The organism is Rhodococcus oxybenzonivorans (assembly GCF_003130705.1).
GTDB lineage: Bacteria > Actinomycetota > Actinomycetes > Mycobacteriales > Mycobacteriaceae > Rhodococcus_F > Rhodococcus_F oxybenzonivorans.
Map to the genome: position 1 here is coordinate 670,316 of NZ_CP021354.1, position 16,384 is coordinate 686,699.

Genomic DNA, 16,384 nt, shown 5'->3' on the forward strand with positions numbered 1-16,384 from the left:
CACCGTTGCACGAGGTTGCATGCGCGTGTTCTGCGACGATCGGTCCTTTCGGCGCGCCGGACGGTATTCCTCGGCGGCCGAACGGCCGAACTGTCCCGGTCGAAGATTCGCCGAGACGGCATTTCGACGAGATTCTGCGCCTCCGGCCCCGCGGAGCCGTAACGTGACTATCGTCGTCCCATCATTCCACCGGGGCTGGAGGAACGTTGTGCGTAGGACACGCGTGGCAACTGCTGTTCTGGCGGTGGGCTTGACAGCGGGAATGCTGTCCGCCTGCTCGTCCGGCGAATCGTCGGGCGGAGGAGGAAGCGGGATCGTCAATGCTTGGGCTGGTGAGCCGCAGAATCCTCTGGTCCCCACCAATACGAGTGAGAATCAGGGCGGCCGCGTCATCGATGCCCTGTTCGCCGGCCTCGTCTCGTATGACGCCCACGGTGCAATCACCAATGAGGTGGCCGAGTCCATCGACACCACGGACGGTAAGACATTCACCGTGACGCTGAAGGACGGCTGGACCTTCACGGACGGGTCACCCGTCACGGCATCGTCGTTCGTCGACGCATGGAACTACGGCGCGCTGTCCACCAATGCGCAGATCCAGGCATCCTTCTTCGACCCGATCGAGGGCTACGACGAGGTGGCGGCCGAGAACCCGACGGCCCAGACGATGTCCGGACTGAAGGTGGTGGACGACAGCACCTTCACGATCGAACTGAAGCAACCGGAGTCGGCGTTCCCCGATCGACTCGGATTCGCCGCGTACTTCCCCCTGCCCCAGGTGGCGTTCGAGGACATGGCAGCGTTCGGTGAGAACCCGGTCGGAAACGGGCCGTACAAGCTGGCCGGACCCGGTGCTTGGCAGCACAACGTGCGGATCGACACCGTCACCAACCCCGATTACGACGGCAATCGGAAGCCGAAGAACGACGGTGTCGACTTCATCATGTACAACAGCCTCGACACCGCCTACACCGATCTGCTGGCCGGCAACGTCGATGTCCTCGACCAGGTTCCGCCGAGCGCAGTTACTACCTTCGAGTCGGATCTGCGGGGTCGCACCGTGAACCAGCCGTCCGCGACCATCGAAACCTTCACCATTCCGGGGCGCCTGCCGCACTTCAGCGGTGAAGAAGGCACCCTCCGTCGTCAGGCCATCTCGATGGCGATCAACCGCGACCAGATCACGGAACAGATCTACAACAACACCCGTACTCCGGCTCTCGACTTCACCAGTCCCGCCATCGAGGGTTGGTCGGATTCGCTCGCCGGTAACGGCAATCTGAAGTTCGACCCCGAGGCTGCGAAAAGACTGTGGGCGCAGGCCGACGCCATTGCGCCGTGGACCGGCAGTTTCGAGATCGCGTACAACGGCGACGGCGGGCACAGGGAATGGGTGGATGCCACGGTCAACAGCATCCGCAACACGCTGGGCATCGACGCGAAGGGCAAGGAATACCCGACCTTCGCTCAAATCCGGACCGAGGCCACCAACCGCACGATCCCGTCCGCATTCCGTTCGGGATGGCAGGGCGACTACCCACAGCAGTACGGCTTCCTTGCGCAGAACTACCAGACAGGCGGCAGCTCGAACGACGGCGACTACTCCAATCCGGAGTTCGACCGGCTGCTGCGCGCATCGGCCGGCGAGGTCGATCCGGGTAAGGCTCAGGATCTGCTCGACCAGGCGCAGGAAGTTCTTCTGAGGGATCTTCCCGCCGTTCCCACGTGGTACCGCAATGCCGCGAGCGGCTGGTCGGAGAACGTGTCGAACGTGACGATCGACTGGAAGGGAATCCCGATGTATTCGGACATCGAGAAGAACTGACACCGGAGTCGCCGACGGGGTGGGGCGAGCTTCCGCCGTCACCGGCCTGCGGAGAGGAAGGGACCCGATGCTCTGGTACATCGGCCGCCGTGTGCTCCAGATGATTCCTGTGTTCCTCGGGTCGACCTTCCTGATCTACGCGATGGTGTTTCTCCTGCCCGGTGACCCGATCGCCGCGCTGGCCGGCGACAAGGCGCTGAGTCCCGCCGTCACAGCCCAGCTCCGCGCCCGGTACCACCTCGATCAACCGTTCCTGATGCAGTACTTCCTCTATCTCGAAGGCATCTTCACGCTCGACTTCGGCACATCCTTCTCGGGTCGTCCGGTCAGTGAGGTTCTGGCGCAGGCATTTCCGATCACCATCAAGCTGTCTCTGATGGCACTGGCCATCGAAGGGCTCTTCGGAATCGGCTTCGGGCTGTTTGCGGGACTGCACAAGGGCGGCCTCTTCGACAGCACCGTGTTGCTGGTCAGCCTCGTGATCATCGCGGTCCCGATCTTCGTCATCGGGTTCCTTGCCCAGTTCTTCATCGGGGTGAAGTGGGGATGGGTACCGCCGACGGTGGGGGGCAATACCAGCTTCGTCAATCTTCTGCTCCCGGCCTTCGTCCTCGGATCGGTGTCTTTCGCGTACGTGCTGCGGCTCACGCGCACCTCGGTGGCCGAGAATCTGACGGCCGACTACGTGAGAACAGCCACCGCCAAGGGGCTTTCGCGGCGCAGAGTCGTGCAAGTGCATGTATTGCGGAACTCGCTCATCCCTGTCGTGACCTTCCTGGGCGCCGACCTCGCCACCTTGATGGGTGGGGCGATCGTCACCGAGGGCATCTTCAACATCAACGGAGTCGGCGGCACGATCTACCAGGCGGTCACCCGGGGGGAGGCGCCCACGGTCGTTTCGTTCGTCACCGTCTTGATCGTCATCTACCTGCTGGCCAACCTGATCGTCGATCTCCTGTACGCCGCACTCGATCCGAGGATCCGTTATGTCTGAGAAAGTGGTCAACGACGAGTCGCCCCGGACCGGAGACCGGAAGATTCGCCAATCACACTTCGTCGCTCCCGAGGAGGTCGCGCCGACGGGGGAGACCGACACCGTGTCCCTCGATCAGCCGCCCACGAGTGTGTGGTCGGATGCCTGGCGCGATCTTCGTCGACGTCCCTTGTTCGTGGTGGCGTCCGTCATCATTCTCGTCGTCATCGCCGTAGCCGCCTTCCCGAGCCTGTTCACCGGCACCGACCCACGCTTCTGCGACCTCGCGTTCAGCATGCGCGGCCCGTCCTCCGGCCACTGGTTCGGTTACGACAAGCAGGGATGTGACATCTATTCCCGCACCATCTACGGGGCCCGCGCGTCGGTGCTGGTCGGCGTGGGGGTCACCACGATCGTCTTACTCGTCGGCGTCGTATTCGGCTCCCTCGCCGGATATTACGGAGGCTGGGCTGATTCGTTGCTGTCGCGGGTAGCCGACATCTTCTTCGGTGTCCCGCTCATTCTTGCGGCGATCGTTCTCATGCAGTTGTTCGCGAATCGCAGTATCTGGACGCTGATCGTCGTACTCGCCCTCTTCGGCTGGCCTCAAATGGCGAGAATTGCTCGCGGGGCGGTCCTCTCGGCCAAGAACAACGACTATGTCGTGGCGTCGAGGGCGCTCGGCGTCTCGAACTTCCGGACGCTGCTACGTCATATCCTGCCGAATTCCCTGGCGCCGATCATCGTCATCGCGACCATCTCGCTGGGTGTCTACATCGTGGCCGAGGCCACGCTGTCGTTCCTGGGTATCGGTCTCCCGTCCTCCGAGATCTCGTGGGGCGGAGATATCAGCACTGCGCAGGTGACACTCCGTCAAGGGTCGGTGATTCTGTTCTACCCGGCTGCCGCGCTGGCGATTACGGTGCTCGGCTTCATCATGATGGGCGACGCTCTCCGGGACGCGCTCGACCCCAGGGCGCGGAAGCGGTGAGCGTGATGTCCCCGAACGAAACCACCGGACCGATGGCTACGGCCGACGAGGCGCCGCTTCTCGATATCCGAGACCTGGAGGTCACGTTCGCGTCCCGTTCGGGTTCGGTTCCGGCGGTGCGGGGGGTGAGTCTCACCGTGTATCCGGGGCAGACCGTGGCGATCGTCGGTGAGTCGGGGTCGGGAAAGTCCACGATTGCTCACGCCGTCATCGATCTGCTGCCCGGTACGGGGAAGGTCACCGGCGGCCAGATTCTCTTCGCAGGACGTGACCTCGCGGGTGCCCCGGAGCGAGACTTCGTCGCCTTGCGTGGACAGAAGATCGGCCTCGTTCCGCAGGACCCGATGTCCAACCTCAATCCGGTGTGGAAAGTGGGCTTCCAGATCCGGGAGGCACTGTCGGCCAATGGGATCGCACAGGGGAAGGCCGCGAGGATCCGCGCGGCCGAACTCCTCGAAGAGGCCGGGCTCGCCGATGCCGAAGACCGGTTGGGCCAGTATCCGCACGAGTTCTCGGGTGGCATGCGACAACGGGCGCTCATCGCCATCGGACTGTCGGCCCGCCCGCAGTTGCTCATTGCCGACGAACCGACGTCGGCCCTCGACGTCACCGTCCAGCGACAGATACTCGATCACCTGGACGGGCTCACCAGTGAGCTGGGGACGGCAGTACTCCTCATCACCCACGACCTCGGTCTCGCGGCCGAGCGGGCGGAGCATCTCGTCGTGATGAGCAAGGGCCGCGTCGTGGAGTCCGGGCCTGCCCTCGAGATCCTGCAGCGCCCGCAACACCCCTATACGCAGAAACTCGTCACCGCAGCGCCCTCGCTGGCCTCCCAGCGACGCAGCTCTTCGCTGGCGCGGGCCGACATCCGGGATCAGGCACTCGAGGTGGTCGGTGAGGCGGAGCAGCACGGTGCGCTCGCGGGCGAGTTCGGTGAGGTCACCGATGATGTGGTGGTGGTGACCCGACTGACCAAAGTCTTCACCATCCGTCACGGCTTACGGAGATCCACCGAGTTCAAGGCCGTCGACGACGTCTCGTTCGCGGTCCGCCGGGGAACGACGACCGCCCTGGTCGGTGAGTCCGGGTCGGGCAAGTCGACCGTGGCGCACATGGTGCTCGGACTGTTGGCCCCGACGTCGGGACAAGTGCTCTTCGACGGTAAGGATGTCGCGACTCTCGACCGGAGGGAGACGCTGGCTTTCCGGCGCCGCGTCCAACCCATCTTCCAGAATCCGTACGGCACCCTCGACCCGATGTTCTCCATCTTCCGCACCATCGAAGAACCTCTGCGCACGCACAAGGTGGGTACCCGCAAGGAACGGGAGGCCCGGGTACGGGACTTGCTGGACAAGGTCGCGTTGCCTGCGTCGGTGATGCGGAGATTCCCGAACGAGCTTTCCGGCGGGCAGCGCCAGCGTGTGGCGATCGCCCGCGCGTTGGCGCTGCAACCCGAGATGGTGGTGTGTGACGAGGCGGTGTCGGCACTGGACGTGCTGGTGCAGGATCAGATCCTCACCCTGCTCAACGACCTGCAGGCAGAACTGGGGTTGACGTACCTGTTCATCACTCACGACCTCGCGGTGGTGCGGCAGATCGCCGACGACGTCGTGGTCATGTCGGCGGGTGCCATCGTCGAGAAGGCCACTACCGACGAGGTGTTCTGCTCGCCCAAGGAGGCCTATACGCGGAAACTGCTCGCTGCCATCCCGGGTGGATCGATCCGGCTCGGCGCCTGAGGACGACGCGGCGGCGGGTAGCGTTCTCAGACGTGAGTGACCCGTTGCAACCCCTCGTCGACCTTCCCGGAGTCCGCGACGCCGCCGACCGTGCGCGCGACGCGCTCGGGGAGGTGCATCGCCACAAGACCAACCGGCGTGGTTGGCCGACCACGGCGGCGGAGGCAGCCGTCCGGGCTGCTCGCGCGTCGGCCTCACTCGACGGTGGACGCACGGAACTGCCGGCGCCGGGCGAGGTCGCGGATCCGATCCTGTCGGGTGCACTGCGTGTCGGTCAGGCGCTCGACGGGGATGCTCTGGGTCTACTGCAGTCGACGTGGCAGCGCGCTCCGCTGCAAGCGCTCGCGAGGCTTCACCTCCTCGCCGCCGCAGACCTCGTGGAGGATCCGGAGCTACTGGGCAGGCCCCGCCCGGCCGCCGGCGTGGCAGAACGGTTGGACGGTCTCGCGCAACTCGTCACCGGAGGGACCACGGCGCCGGCACCGGTCCTTGCCGCGGTAGTGCACGGCGAACTGTTGGCGTTGAAGCCCTTCGGTGTCGGCGACGGTGTCGTCGCCCGAGCGGCATCACGGTTGGTGTGCGTGTCCAGCGGCCTCGACCCCCACAACCTCGGTGTGCCGGAAGTGAGCTGGTTTCGCCGCCAGCAGGCGTACCGCAACGGGATCGGCGCCTTCGCATCCGGTGCCGCGGAGGGGGTCGGCAGCTGGGTGATCCTGTGCTGTGGGGCGCTGGAGGCAGGTGCGCGGGAGGCGATGTCCATCGCGGAGGCGGCAGCGACCTGACCCGAGCGCCACACGAAACGGGCGGCGCTGCCGACTCTCGTCGACTTCGCCGCCCGTCAGCGCGGACTACCGGTTACCAAGCGTGCTCGGTGGGTTGTGTGGATGGCCTCGGCGAGAGTTCGACGATCGTCGGGTCGTCCCTGCAACCGGTGCAGGGTCCTTGCCGATGAAACGCGAGTCTCGCAGGCCCACAACACTTCTGCCCTTATAGTGGCTTGTGCTCCGCGTGGGTACCTAGTGCCCGTGCCGGGAATCGCGGTCGGGAGATCGATCCTTCTCTTCCGGGTCGATCTTGGCCTTCCGTTCTTCCGTAACTCCTTTGTACCCCGTGACCCACCTCACAGCAAGTGTCAAATTCGGTTTGTGGCCGTGTCGGGTGTTGTCACCCGTCAGCGCTTGCGGCGCATTACTCCGTAGGTGAACGCGCCAGCGACGAGGGCGCCGATGCTGACCGCTGCGGTGGTGGCGACTGTCGTCGCCGACGGCGACTGGAGGCGTGCCCGGAGGGACACCGGATTGGAGAAAGTCAGTATGGGCCAACCGTTTCCGGCCGCTACTTTTCGTAGGGCACGGTCGGGATTGACAGCGGTCGGGTGCCCCACCGCCGTCAACATGGGGAGGTCGGTGACGGAGTCGGAATAGGCGTAACAGGACGACAGGTCATAGCCGTTCTTCTCGGCCAGTTCGACGATGGCTTCCACTTTTCCTTCGCCGTAGCAGTAGAACTCCACCTCGCCCGTGTAGAGCCCTTCCTTCACGGCCATGCGCGTGGCGATGCTGCGGGTAGCTCCCAACGCTTCGGCGATCGGTGTCACCACCTCCTCGCCCGACGCCGACACCACGACCACGTCGTGGCCCCGCAGCTTGTGATCCGCCATGAGGTCGGCGGCCTCGGCGAACACGAGGGGGTCGACGATGTCGTGCAGTGTCTCGGCGACGACGGCCCGGACCTGTTCCACATTCCACCCCGTGCACATGCTCGTCAGGTAGGCGCGCATGCGCTCCATCTGATCGTGGTCGGCCCCGGACAGAAGGAACAGGAACTGGGCGTAGCTGCTCTTGAGGACGGACCGCCGGTTGATGAGACCTTGGTCGAAGAACGGCCTGCTGAACGCAAGGGTGCTGGATTTGGCGATGATCGTCTTGTCGAGGTCGAAAAATGCGGCCACTCGACCCATCTCGGTGTGTCGACCTGTCTTTGCACTTATCTGTGGCTTCACGGTCACAGCTGCCAGGATATGCGCTGTTCGGGAGGGAAGCTGTGTTCCGGACCCCACCGCGAGTGGCCCCGAAAGATTCGTGGGACACGGCACAATCGTTCGACAGTTGAACTTGCAAATACACATCCAGGGAGGTGTACTATCAAAGATGTCCGGATTTGATTCGGACATGTTCAGCCCGACCCCCCGGGGCTGAACACCGACGACCCTCGCCTCCTCCCCCCCTGGCGAGGGTCGTCCTCTGTGTGCGGCAGGTGCGGTTCTGCGCGGCAGACGTAGGTCGGATCCTCGGCCTCCTCCATACCCTCGAAATGGTACGGACGTACCTATTTCTATCCACAGGGTCGAAGTTGTCCACAGATCGCTCTGTGCCCCTTTTCACGGGTATGCGGTGCCGGGCACGCTCACTGCATGGACACAGACATCGGTGGCGAAGTGCTGGTTCTGATCGAAGACCCTGCACTGCTGCACAGCATTCGGCGGGTCGCCGCCGCGGCGGACCGCAGGATCGACGAAGCCGAGGTCGCCGATGCGCACCACACCTGGGGGAGTGCTCCCCTCGTCGTACTCGACACCCGGGCCGCCATCGCGTGTCACCGCCTCCCTCGCCGACGTCGGGTGGTGTTGCTGTGTGACGGAACGCCGGGGATCGACGAATGGCGGATCGCGACCGCGATCGGTGCGGAGCACGTCCTCGCGGTACCGGAGGACGAAGCCACTCTGGTCACGGTGCTCGGTGAGCAGCCTCAGAAGCCGGAGGCGGACGGCAGCGTCGTCGCTGTCGTCGGAGGCTGCGGTGGTGCCGGTACGTCCACCATGGCAACGGCGGTAGCCCTGTGTGCCGCCACCGGTGCACAAGCGGAAACGACACTGCTGGTCGACACCGACGCGTGGGGGTCGGGTCTGGACGTGCTCCTCGGTCTCGAGGACGTTCCCGGCCTGAGGTGGTCGGGCCTGTCGATCGAGGGTGGACGGATTTCGTCCGATGCACTCCGAGAGGCGCTCCCCGCACGCGGCGAGCACTTACGGGTTCTGTCCTGCAGTCGTAGCGGCCACGGAAGCTCGGGGCCCACGCCGGCAGCGGCACGCGCGGTGATCGAGGCGAGTCGGTACGCCGGGAATCTCGTCGTATGCGACGTGTCGAGATCTCCCGGACCGGTCACCGAAACGGTCCTCGAACTGGCAGATCTGGTAGTCCTTGTCGTGCCGGCGACCGTCCGTGCTTGCATCGCTGCCGGCAAGGTCGCGCAGTGGATTGCCGAGCGAAACCCGAACCAGGGTGTCGTGGTGCGCGGCCCGGCGCCGGGAGGTCTGCGTGGCGCGGATGTGGCGGAGGTGCTCGAACTGCCCCTGATCGCGTCCATGCGCGCCGAGCGCTCCCTCACCGCAATGCTCGAACACGGCGGCTTGAAACCCGGCCGACGCTCAGCGCTCATCGCTGCAGCATCGGCGATCCTCGACACGGCGGCCGAGAGGCCGCGTTCGCGGGAGTGGGCGGCGTGAGTTCCCTCGTCACGCCCGACCTCCTCGACCGGGTCCGTGAACGCCTCGCCCACACCTCGGGGGAGCCGACCCCGGCAACGGTCGCTGCCGCCATCCGGACCGAGTCCGGTGGTGTACTGGGTGACACGGATCTTCTCGGTGCGTTGCGTGTGCTGATGACCGAGCTGACGGGTGCCGGTCCCCTCGAGTCCCTGCTCACGCGTCCCGGCGTCGCGGATGTCCTCGTCACCGCTCCCGACGAGGTGTGGGTCGATCAGGGTCGCGGTCTCGAACGCACCGACGTGCGGTTCGCCGACGAGGCGGGGGTACGCAGACTCGCTCAACGCCTCGCCCTGTCAGCAGGTCGCCGGCTCGACGACGCGCAGCCCTGGGTCGACGGGCGCCTGCGCGGGGTGGGCAATGGCTCGTTCGGAGTGCGGCTCCACGCCGTGCTCGCCCCCGTGGCGCACGGTGGAACCTGCCTGTCGCTGCGTGTGCTGCGGCCGGCCACTCAGGGCCTCGACGCCCTGCTGTCGGGTGGTGCGCTCACCGAAGAGGCCCACGCGCTGCTGGGAACAGTGGTGCGCGCGCGGCTCGCCTTTCTGGTCACCGGGGGCACGGGCGCCGGAAAGACCACGCTGCTCGCCGCGCTGCTCGGCGCCGTCGATCCGGCCGAACGCATCATCTGTGTCGAAGACGCCGCCGAGCTGGCGCCCAGACATCCGCACGTGGTCCGGCTGGTGGCGCGGGCGGCCAACGTCGAAGGAGTCGGCGAGGTGACCGTCCGGGATCTGGTGCGCCAGTCCCTGCGCATGCGTCCTGATCGAATTGTTGTGGGGGAGGTGCGCGGCGCGGAGGTCGTCGACCTTCTCACGGCTCTCAATACCGGCCACGACGGCGGTGCGGGAACCGTCCATGCCAACTCGCCCGAGGAAGTGCCCGCCCGGCTCGAAGCCCTCGCCGCGCTGGGCGGAATGGACCGCAGCGCCCTGCACAGTCAGCTGGCCGCTGCGGTCCAAGTGATCTTGCACGTGCATCGGTCCTCGAATGGAACTCGGAAGCTGATGCAGATCGGTGTGGTCACCAGTGACGACCGGGGATACGTCTCCATCGTCCCGGCTTGGACTTTCGGCACCGGGTCGGACGCGGGCGCCGCGATCCTGCAGCAACTCTGTGCCCGCCGCATCGGAGAAGAATCTGCCGAACGTGTGGTGGCGACGTGATCGCAAGTCTCTTGGTGCTGGCCTGCGCTGTCCTCGCGATGCCCTCGGCGTTGTCCCGTACTCGGTTGCTCGCGGTTGTCGGGCGGCGGCCACCGCGGAGGCGCGCCAGGGTGTCCGGCATGATTCCGGCTGCTCTCCTCGTCCTTCCCGTTTCCTACGAACTGGGCGGTGTCGCCGTCGTACTCGCGGCGATGATTGCGTGCGCCACAGTTCGTTTCAGATATATGCGGCGACGAGCGGCTCGGGCGAGAGATGCCGACCTGCGCGTGATCCTGTCGAGTCTCGAGGTGGTGACTGCCGAACTTCGCGTCGGTGCGCATCCTGCGACGGCGTGTGACACGGCCGCAGACGAGGGTTCCGGTGTCGTGTCGGTGGCCTTCCGGTCCGCATCGGCACGCGCGCGTCTCGGGGGTACCGCAGCAGATGGACTGCGTATCAACGACTCCCGAGTCGGAGTGGAGCTGGCGCGCATTGCCGACATCTGGGACGTCGCGGAGAAGCACGGTCTTGCGCTCGCCGAGTTACTCGAGGCGGCGCGCGCTGATCTGCTCGGTCGGCGGCGATTTCGTGGGCGCACCGAGGCGGGGCTGGCGGGCGCGAGGGCAACGGCGAGCGTGCTGGCCGCTCTTCCGGTCCTGGGCATCGGCCTCGGCCACATGATGGGTGCTGCGCCACTCGAAGTGTTGCTCGGCGGCGGACTGGGCGGTGGTCTGGCCGTGCTGGGGACGGGCTTGGTGTGTGCGGGACTGCTGTGGACCGATCGCATCACCGCGCAGGTAACACAATGACCTGGATCATCTGTCGCTCATGGCCGGTGCACTTCTCATCCTTCCGGGTCGCCGGCCTTCACGCGCGCGCCTGCAGGGCGAGCGTGGCCCGGTCGTGCAGAACGACGGCGACGATCGACACCGGCGCGAGGACCCGCTCGCCGTCGCTGCCACCTTCGACCTGCTGGCCGCGTGCCTACGTTCGGGGCTCCCTGTCGCGGTCGCCGCCGAGGCGGTGTCGCTCACGGCCCCGGCACCGTTGTCGGAGTCGTTGCGCCGAGCGGCGGATCTACTGTCCCTGGGAGCGGACGCGGCCACCGCATGGGAGTCGGCGGCGTCGGATCCGGCCACCGAATCACTTGCCCGAATGGCTCGTCGCTCGGCCAGGTCAGGATCGTCGTTGGCGGGTTCGATGACCGAGTTGGCTACCGAAAGTCGCTCCCAGGCCGCGGATTCGGCGGCGGCTTCGGCCGAACGCGCCGGTGTGCTGATCAGCGGTCCGCTGGGTCTGTGTTTCCTGCCGGCCTTCATCTGCCTCGGGATCATTCCCGTCGTCGTCGGTCTCGCCTCCCGGGTTCTCGGTGGCGGACTGCTCTGACTTCACACTCCCGGTGCAGATCCACTGCGCCGGTACAACAAGGGGGAAACATGATGGTGAACACGATGCGCGCTCTGACGGCTCGCCTGACACTGCTTGCGGTCGAGGAGGACGGGATGTCGACCGCCGAGTACGCAATCGGCACGATCGCCGCGGCGGCGTTCGGTGCGGTGCTCTATTCGGTGGTCACCGGTGACAGCATTGTGACCGCGCTGACGAATATCATCGACAAAGCGCTGAGTACCGCGGTCTGATGACACAGTCGAGGGGGCTGCGGCGCTCGGATGCGGGGGCGGTCACGGTGGAGGCGGCCATTGCGATCGCGTCCATCGTGGTGGTGGTCGTCCTGTGCATCGGAGCGATCACGGCGGCGACGCTCCATGTTCGTTGTGTCGACTCGGCCCGTGAAGCGGCTCGTCTCGCTGCTCGTGGGGATCGGGAGTCGGCGATGTCCGCAGCAGCGAGGGTGGCTCCTGACGGCGCCGACGTGGTGTTGCGCGAGGAGGGGGATCTCGTCGTCGCCACCGTACGCGCCCGCAGTCCGCTCCTTCCGCTCGTGCATATCTCGGCCGAAGCTGTCGCGGTACGCGAGCCCACCGCCGCAGGGTGGGGTGGGCGATGAATGCTCGCGACGAGCGTGGTTCCGCCACAGTGCTGACATGTTTCGGGCTCGCGGCGCTGGTGGTGATAACGGCGACTCTGCTGCACCTCGGTTCGGCGGTCTCGGTGCGGCACCGGGCTCAGTCCGCGGCGGATCTTGCGGCCCTGGCCGCCGGAGTGGGACTCGACCGGGGCGGCGAGTCCGCGTGCGCTGCGGCGCGTGCCGTGGCGGAGCGGATGCACGCCGAGGTGGTCGACTGCACAGTCGACGACTGGGATGTGGTGGTGACGGTCACGGCCCCGATGTTGCTGTCCTCGCTGGGCATTCGAGATGCCCGGGCAGTGGCTCGGGCCGGACCTGCGGAATGAGACGGCCGTTCATCCGAGCGCGTCGAGCACCGCCGCGAGGACTCGGATAGCACCGTCCTTGTCGAGGGGGTCGTTTCCGTTTCCACATTTCGGTGAGTACACACAAGAAGGGCAACCGGAGGTGCACTCGCAGGAAGTGATCGCGTCCCGGGTCGCGCCCAGCCACCGCGCGAGCTCGGCGTGGCCCCGGTCGGCGAATCCGGCACCGCCGGCGTGTCCGTCGTAGACGAACACGGTGGGCAAGCCGGTGTCGGCATGCAACGCCGTCGAGACGCCGCCGACGTCCTCGCGATCGCACACCGCGACCAGGGGTAGGAGTCCGATGGCTGCGTGCTCAGCGGCGTGGAGAGATCCGGGCACTCGTTCGGCCGCGACACCGGCTAGGGAGAGCAGCTCCGGGGTCATCGTGTACATCACGGCACGGGTACAGAGGGTCTGCTCCGGCATGTCCAACTCCACCGAGTCGAGTACTTCACCGGACGGCAGTCGGCGCAGGTACCCGATCACCTGGTGCGTTACCTCTACCTCGGCGAGTGCCACTTCGACGTCACCGAAAAGTTTCTGCTCCAGCACAGCTGTCACGGTGATCTCGGTGGTTTCCCGGGCCGAGGTCGTCCAATCGGGGTCCTCGGCGTGAACCAGGGCAAGACCCTGATCGAGATCGAGTTCGTCGATGACATACGACTCCCCCTGATGGATGTGCACGGCGCCGGGATGGACGGTCGCAGGGGCGCGACCGGTGTCGACGGTTCCCAGCAGACGTCCGGTTTCCGACACCACTATTGCTACTTGCGTTCCGATTCCACCCCGGATATCCAGTGCGCCATGCGGATTTGTTCCCGCAGTCACGAACCAGCCGTGGGCGCGTCTGCGAATCAGACCCTGTTCGGACAGCTTTGCGAGGACGTCGAGACCGCCGAATTTTTCTGCTTCGGCATCGGAAAGCGGCAACTCCATTGCTGCGCACAGCAATTGTGGACCGAGGACGTACGGATTGGACGGGTCGGTGACGGTGGCCTCCACCGGCTTGTCCAAGAGTGCGGACGGGTGGTGCACGAAGTAGGTGTCCAGCGGATCGTCGCGGGCTACCAGGACGACGAGCGATCCTTCACCACGCCGACCGGAGCGGCCTCCCTGCTGCCAGAACGAGGCGACCGTCCCGGGAAATCCCGCCACCACCACGGCGTCGAGTCCGGCGATGTCGACTCCGAGTTCGAGCGCGTTCGTCGTTGCCGCACCGAGCAGCGTGCCGTCGGCGAGGGCAGCCTCGAGTTCGCGTCTGTCTTCGGCCAGGTAGCCGGCGCGGTACGACGCGACCCGCGTAGCAAGTTCGGGATCGACCTCCGCGAGTAGGCGTTTGGTGGCCATGGCAGTCAGTTCGGCGCCGCGCCGTGAACGGACGAAGGTGAGAGTACGTGCCCCTTCGGTCATCAGGGTGGCCATGATGCGTGCGGCCTCCGAACCTGCAGGCCTGCGGACCGGACTCCCGTTCTCTCCCGTCACCTCCCGCATGAGGGGTGGCTCCCAGAGGGCGATGGTTCGCGGGCCGTGGGGCGACCCGTCGTCCACTATCTCGGCGCACGGGGCCCCGATGAGGCGGGACGCGGCGGAGCCGGGTTCGGCGGTGGTGGCGGAGGCGAGGACGAAGACAGGGTCGGCGCCGTATCGCGCCGCGATGCGTCGGAGTCGGCGCAGGACGAGAGCCACATTGGAGCCGAAGACACCACGGTAGGAGTGGCATTCGTCGATTACGACAAACGCCAGATTGCGGAAGAAGTGCGACCACCGTTGATGGGTCCGGAGAAGGGAGATGTGCAGCATATCGGGGTTGGTGAAGAGCCACCGTGAGTTCTCGCGCGCCCACTGACGCACCTCCGTCGGTGTGTCACCGTCGAACATGCAAGGGCAAGCGCCCCGAAGGTCGTCCGTAGCGTCGATGATCGAGGTCACCGCCCGCAACTGGTCTGCGCCCAGGGCTTTGGTTGGTGACAGGTATAGGGCGGTCGCCCGCGGATCCATTGCCAGAGTGGTGAGTACCGGTAGCTGGTAGGCGAGCGACTTTCCCGATGCCGTTCCGGTCGACACCACCACGTTCGTGCCCTGGTGGGCAAAATCGGCGGCAGCCGCTTGATGGCTCCACGGCCGGGCGATCCCGTTCTGCTGGAGGGCCGAGACGACCGAGGGGTGCGCCCACGTGGGCCAATCCGTCAGTGCCGACGTCCGAGCAGGCATTTCGGCGGCAAATGTCAATGGCGTTTCGTTCGGCGGGACGCCGTCGAGCACCCTGTCGAGCAACTCGCGACCGTATGTTTCGCCAGTATTTCCACTGTCGTCACGGGGCGAAAACGGTGTGCTCACTGATCTCTCCGGGCTGTCGATGGAGCGGGGCGAGGAGCTTCTACACCGCCACGACCTGCATATATGATGATAGCGAGTCGACTCCCCGGGATGTTCCCGGGGGTACGGCACGTGCCGACCGGATGCGTCGATTCGCGGCTGTTCGCTACAAGATCAACATTTTGTGTGAATTGTTCCGTTTTCGACTGTTGCGTTCGCGGAGTTCATGGTTGACTACATCTTGGTCGCAGCTTCTGTGTTCGTGGGCTTGAAAGAGTGAGCGTTCGCAGGATCGATGTTGCGAACGCGGTGCTCTGCTTTTCCTGAGGGGGAAATCAAGAAGTACAGCGGTCGGAACCGGCCCGGCGGACTGTACGTGCTGTCCGCCGAATCCGGTGTTAGAAAGAGAAGGAAAAGCATGGCACAGGGCACTGTGAAGTGGTTCAACGCGGAAAAGGGCTTCGGCTTCATCGCACCCGAGGACGGCTCCGCTGACGTCTTCGTTCACTACTCCGAGATCCAGGGCAGCGGTTTCCGCACCCTCGAGGAGAACCAGCGCGTGGAGTTCGAGGTCGGCCAGGGCACCAAGGGCCCCCAGGCAACCGGCGTTCGCGCAGTCTGATTCTGCCGTCCATTCCGTGGACACGAAAATCAGATAGGCGGGATCTCGCGATTCCGTCCGAATCGTCCCCCATCGCCCGAGGCGGTGGGGGACGATTCGTTTTCCATGCTGGTGGCCACAGTGACGTGGCAGAAGGGGGTAAGTCGATGAGTCAGCTCTCCTTCTTCTCTGCCGAGGCACTTCCACCGGCGGTTGCGGATCTGGGTGGGCTTCTCGCAGCGTCGGGCCAGGTGGTCTCCGGCGGCCGCGCGCGGATTTCCATCGTGGTGGATGCGCTGTGGCGCGCGGAAGGAATCGCCGAGCTGATCGCCGAGGCGGGGCTGGAAGCCGAGATCACCCGGAGCGACGAGGGCAGCCCGCTCGTGCGCACCGCTTCGGTAGTCGACTTGCGGCCCCTCGCGGAGCAGTGGACGAGGGGCGCGGTGAAGGCGGTGCCGCCGGGCTGGGTGCCGTCCGGAAGGCAGCTGCGGTTCTGGGCTCTGGCTGCTGGCCACGGCGAAGCCGACGGGGAACGCTTCGTTCTCGGACTCGATTCGCACGCCCCGGACACCCACGCGCCACTGGCTCAGGCCTTGATGAGGGTGGGTATGGCGCCGACGTTGATCGGCACGCGCGGGTCGGGTCCCGGCCTTCGAATATCGGGTCGGCGTAGGCTCGGCAGACTCGTCGAGAGTATCGGCGAAGCACCCGCAAACATGGACGATCGTACCGGTTGGCCCCACGTGTAGGACCGCGTAGGCAGTACTGATCTGCGAGGACGGGTCGCGGGTATGTCACTCTAGTAATAGGCGAACCCGGTATAAACGGTTTGTCTGCACAACTGTCGGGTGGCAGCGATCGACTTCAGGAAGGC

The 16,384-nt window shown here is 65.7% G+C and carries 16 protein-coding genes; 14 read left to right on the forward strand and 2 right to left on the reverse strand.

Annotated elements, in window-relative coordinates; all coding sequences use genetic code 11:
* The first annotated feature begins 208 nt into the window (after window positions 1-208).
* From CBI38_RS03350 to CBI38_RS03370, 5 genes are all read left to right on the forward strand, one after another.
* The gene (locus CBI38_RS03350) at window positions 209-1,825 is read left to right on the forward strand and encodes a peptide ABC transporter substrate-binding protein (RefSeq protein WP_109326366.1); all 1,617 of its coding nucleotides are present in this window, start codon (window positions 209-211) and stop codon (window positions 1,823-1,825) included.
* A gap of 67 nt (window positions 1,826-1,892) precedes the next feature.
* Window positions 1,893-2,819 carry an ABC transporter permease gene (locus CBI38_RS03355; protein ID WP_109326367.1) on the forward strand — a complete coding sequence of 309 codons (927 nt, stop codon included), beginning with the start codon at window positions 1,893-1,895 and terminating at the stop codon, window positions 2,817-2,819.
* Window positions 2,812-3,789: an ABC transporter permease gene (locus tag CBI38_RS03360; protein ID WP_109326368.1), complete on the forward strand. Its 978-nt coding sequence runs from the start codon at window positions 2,812-2,814 to the stop codon at window positions 3,787-3,789. Before CBI38_RS03355 ends, CBI38_RS03360 begins: the two co-directional genes overlap by 8 nt.
* Window positions 3,786-5,531: a dipeptide ABC transporter ATP-binding protein gene (locus CBI38_RS03365; protein ID WP_109326369.1), complete on the forward strand. Its 1,746-nt coding sequence runs from the start codon at window positions 3,786-3,788 to the stop codon at window positions 5,529-5,531. The genes CBI38_RS03360 and CBI38_RS03365 overlap by 4 nt, the downstream gene beginning before the upstream one ends.
* 32 nt (window positions 5,532-5,563) lie before the next feature.
* A complete protein-coding gene (locus CBI38_RS03370; RefSeq protein ID WP_109326370.1) occupies window positions 5,564-6,313 on the forward strand; it encodes a Fic family protein in 750 nt (249 codons plus the stop codon).
* 389 nt (window positions 6,314-6,702) lie between these two features.
* Here CBI38_RS03370 and CBI38_RS03375 read toward each other — a convergent pair whose 3' ends face one another.
* The gene (locus CBI38_RS03375; RefSeq protein WP_204164868.1) at window positions 6,703-7,539 is read right to left on the reverse strand and encodes an HAD family hydrolase; all 837 of its coding nucleotides are present in this window, start codon (window positions 7,537-7,539) and stop codon (window positions 6,703-6,705) included.
* Between the two features lie 405 nt (window positions 7,540-7,944).
* Between CBI38_RS03375 and ssd the strand changes: the two genes are divergently transcribed.
* Genes ssd through CBI38_RS03410 form a run of 7 tightly spaced genes read left to right on the forward strand, consistent with a single transcriptional unit; the run spans window position 7,945 to window position 12,572 of the window.
* Complete coding sequence (ssd, locus tag CBI38_RS03380) at window positions 7,945-9,036, forward strand: septum site-determining protein Ssd (RefSeq protein WP_109326372.1); 1,092 nt, start codon at window positions 7,945-7,947, stop codon at window positions 9,034-9,036.
* Window positions 9,033-10,238 (forward strand): TadA family conjugal transfer-associated ATPase, encoded by a 1,206-nt coding sequence (locus tag CBI38_RS03385; RefSeq protein WP_418328308.1) that lies wholly within the window; start codon window positions 9,033-9,035, stop codon window positions 10,236-10,238. Before ssd ends, CBI38_RS03385 begins: the two co-directional genes overlap by 4 nt.
* Window positions 10,235-11,026, forward strand: coding sequence for a type II secretion system F family protein (locus CBI38_RS03390; RefSeq protein WP_230990072.1), 792 nt, complete (start codon window positions 10,235-10,237; stop codon window positions 11,024-11,026). The genes CBI38_RS03385 and CBI38_RS03390 overlap by 4 nt, the downstream gene beginning before the upstream one ends.
* 19 nt (window positions 11,027-11,045) lie before the next feature.
* Window positions 11,046-11,603, forward strand: a complete 558-nt coding sequence (locus CBI38_RS03395; protein ID WP_109326378.1) for a type II secretion system F family protein — start codon at window positions 11,046-11,048, stop codon at window positions 11,601-11,603.
* A gap of 50 nt (window positions 11,604-11,653) precedes the next feature.
* A complete protein-coding gene (locus CBI38_RS03400) occupies window positions 11,654-11,857 on the forward strand; it encodes a DUF4244 domain-containing protein (RefSeq protein WP_109326382.1) in 204 nt (67 codons plus the stop codon).
* A complete protein-coding gene (locus CBI38_RS03405; protein WP_109326385.1) occupies window positions 11,857-12,225 on the forward strand; it encodes a TadE family type IV pilus minor pilin in 369 nt (122 codons plus the stop codon). Before CBI38_RS03400 ends, CBI38_RS03405 begins: the two co-directional genes overlap by 1 nt.
* Window positions 12,222-12,572 carry an Rv3654c family TadE-like protein gene (locus CBI38_RS03410; RefSeq protein WP_109334829.1) on the forward strand — a complete coding sequence of 117 codons (351 nt, stop codon included), beginning with the start codon at window positions 12,222-12,224 and terminating at the stop codon, window positions 12,570-12,572. Before CBI38_RS03405 ends, CBI38_RS03410 begins: the two co-directional genes overlap by 4 nt.
* Window positions 12,573-12,581: 9 nt before the next feature.
* Here the strand turns inward: CBI38_RS03410 and CBI38_RS03415 are convergent, their stop codons facing one another.
* A complete protein-coding gene (locus tag CBI38_RS03415; RefSeq protein WP_109326386.1) occupies window positions 12,582-14,930 on the reverse strand; it encodes a DEAD/DEAH box helicase in 2,349 nt (782 codons plus the stop codon).
* 397 nt (window positions 14,931-15,327) lie between these two features.
* Between CBI38_RS03415 and CBI38_RS03420 the strand changes: the two genes are divergently transcribed.
* Both CBI38_RS03420 and CBI38_RS03425 read left to right on the forward strand, forming a co-directional pair.
* Entirely contained in the window at window positions 15,328-15,531 is a 204-nt protein-coding gene (locus CBI38_RS03420) for a cold-shock protein (RefSeq protein ID WP_005248460.1), read from the forward strand.
* A 146-nt stretch (window positions 15,532-15,677) separates the two neighbouring features.
* The gene (locus tag CBI38_RS03425) at window positions 15,678-16,259 is read left to right on the forward strand and encodes a hypothetical protein (RefSeq protein ID WP_109334830.1); all 582 of its coding nucleotides are present in this window, start codon (window positions 15,678-15,680) and stop codon (window positions 16,257-16,259) included.
* Window positions 16,260-16,384 lie beyond the last annotated feature (125 nt).

Excerpts from the sequence above, each read along its gene's own strand:
- CBI38_RS03355 (WP_109326367.1), top strand. The coding sequence starts at position 1,893 with ATGCTCTGGTACATCGGCCGCCGTGTGCTCCAGATGATTCCTGTGTTC.
- CBI38_RS03360 (WP_109326368.1), top strand. The coding sequence starts at position 2,812 with ATGTCTGAGAAAGTGGTCAACGACGAGTCGCCCCGGACCGGAGACCGG.
- ssd (WP_109326372.1), top strand. The coding sequence starts at position 7,945 with ATGGACACAGACATCGGTGGCGAAGTGCTGGTTCTGATCGAAGACCCT.
- CBI38_RS03395 (WP_109326378.1), top strand. The coding sequence starts at position 11,046 with ATGGCCGGTGCACTTCTCATCCTTCCGGGTCGCCGGCCTTCACGCGCG.
- CBI38_RS03400 (WP_109326382.1), top strand. The coding sequence starts at position 11,654 with ATGATGGTGAACACGATGCGCGCTCTGACGGCTCGCCTGACACTGCTT.
- CBI38_RS03405 (WP_109326385.1), top strand. The coding sequence starts at position 11,857 with ATGACACAGTCGAGGGGGCTGCGGCGCTCGGATGCGGGGGCGGTCACG.
- CBI38_RS03410 (WP_109334829.1), top strand. The coding sequence starts at position 12,222 with ATGAATGCTCGCGACGAGCGTGGTTCCGCCACAGTGCTGACATGTTTC.
- CBI38_RS03420 (WP_005248460.1), top strand. The coding sequence starts at position 15,328 with ATGGCACAGGGCACTGTGAAGTGGTTCAACGCGGAAAAGGGCTTCGGC.
- CBI38_RS03425 (WP_109334830.1), top strand. The coding sequence starts at position 15,678 with ATGAGTCAGCTCTCCTTCTTCTCTGCCGAGGCACTTCCACCGGCGGTT.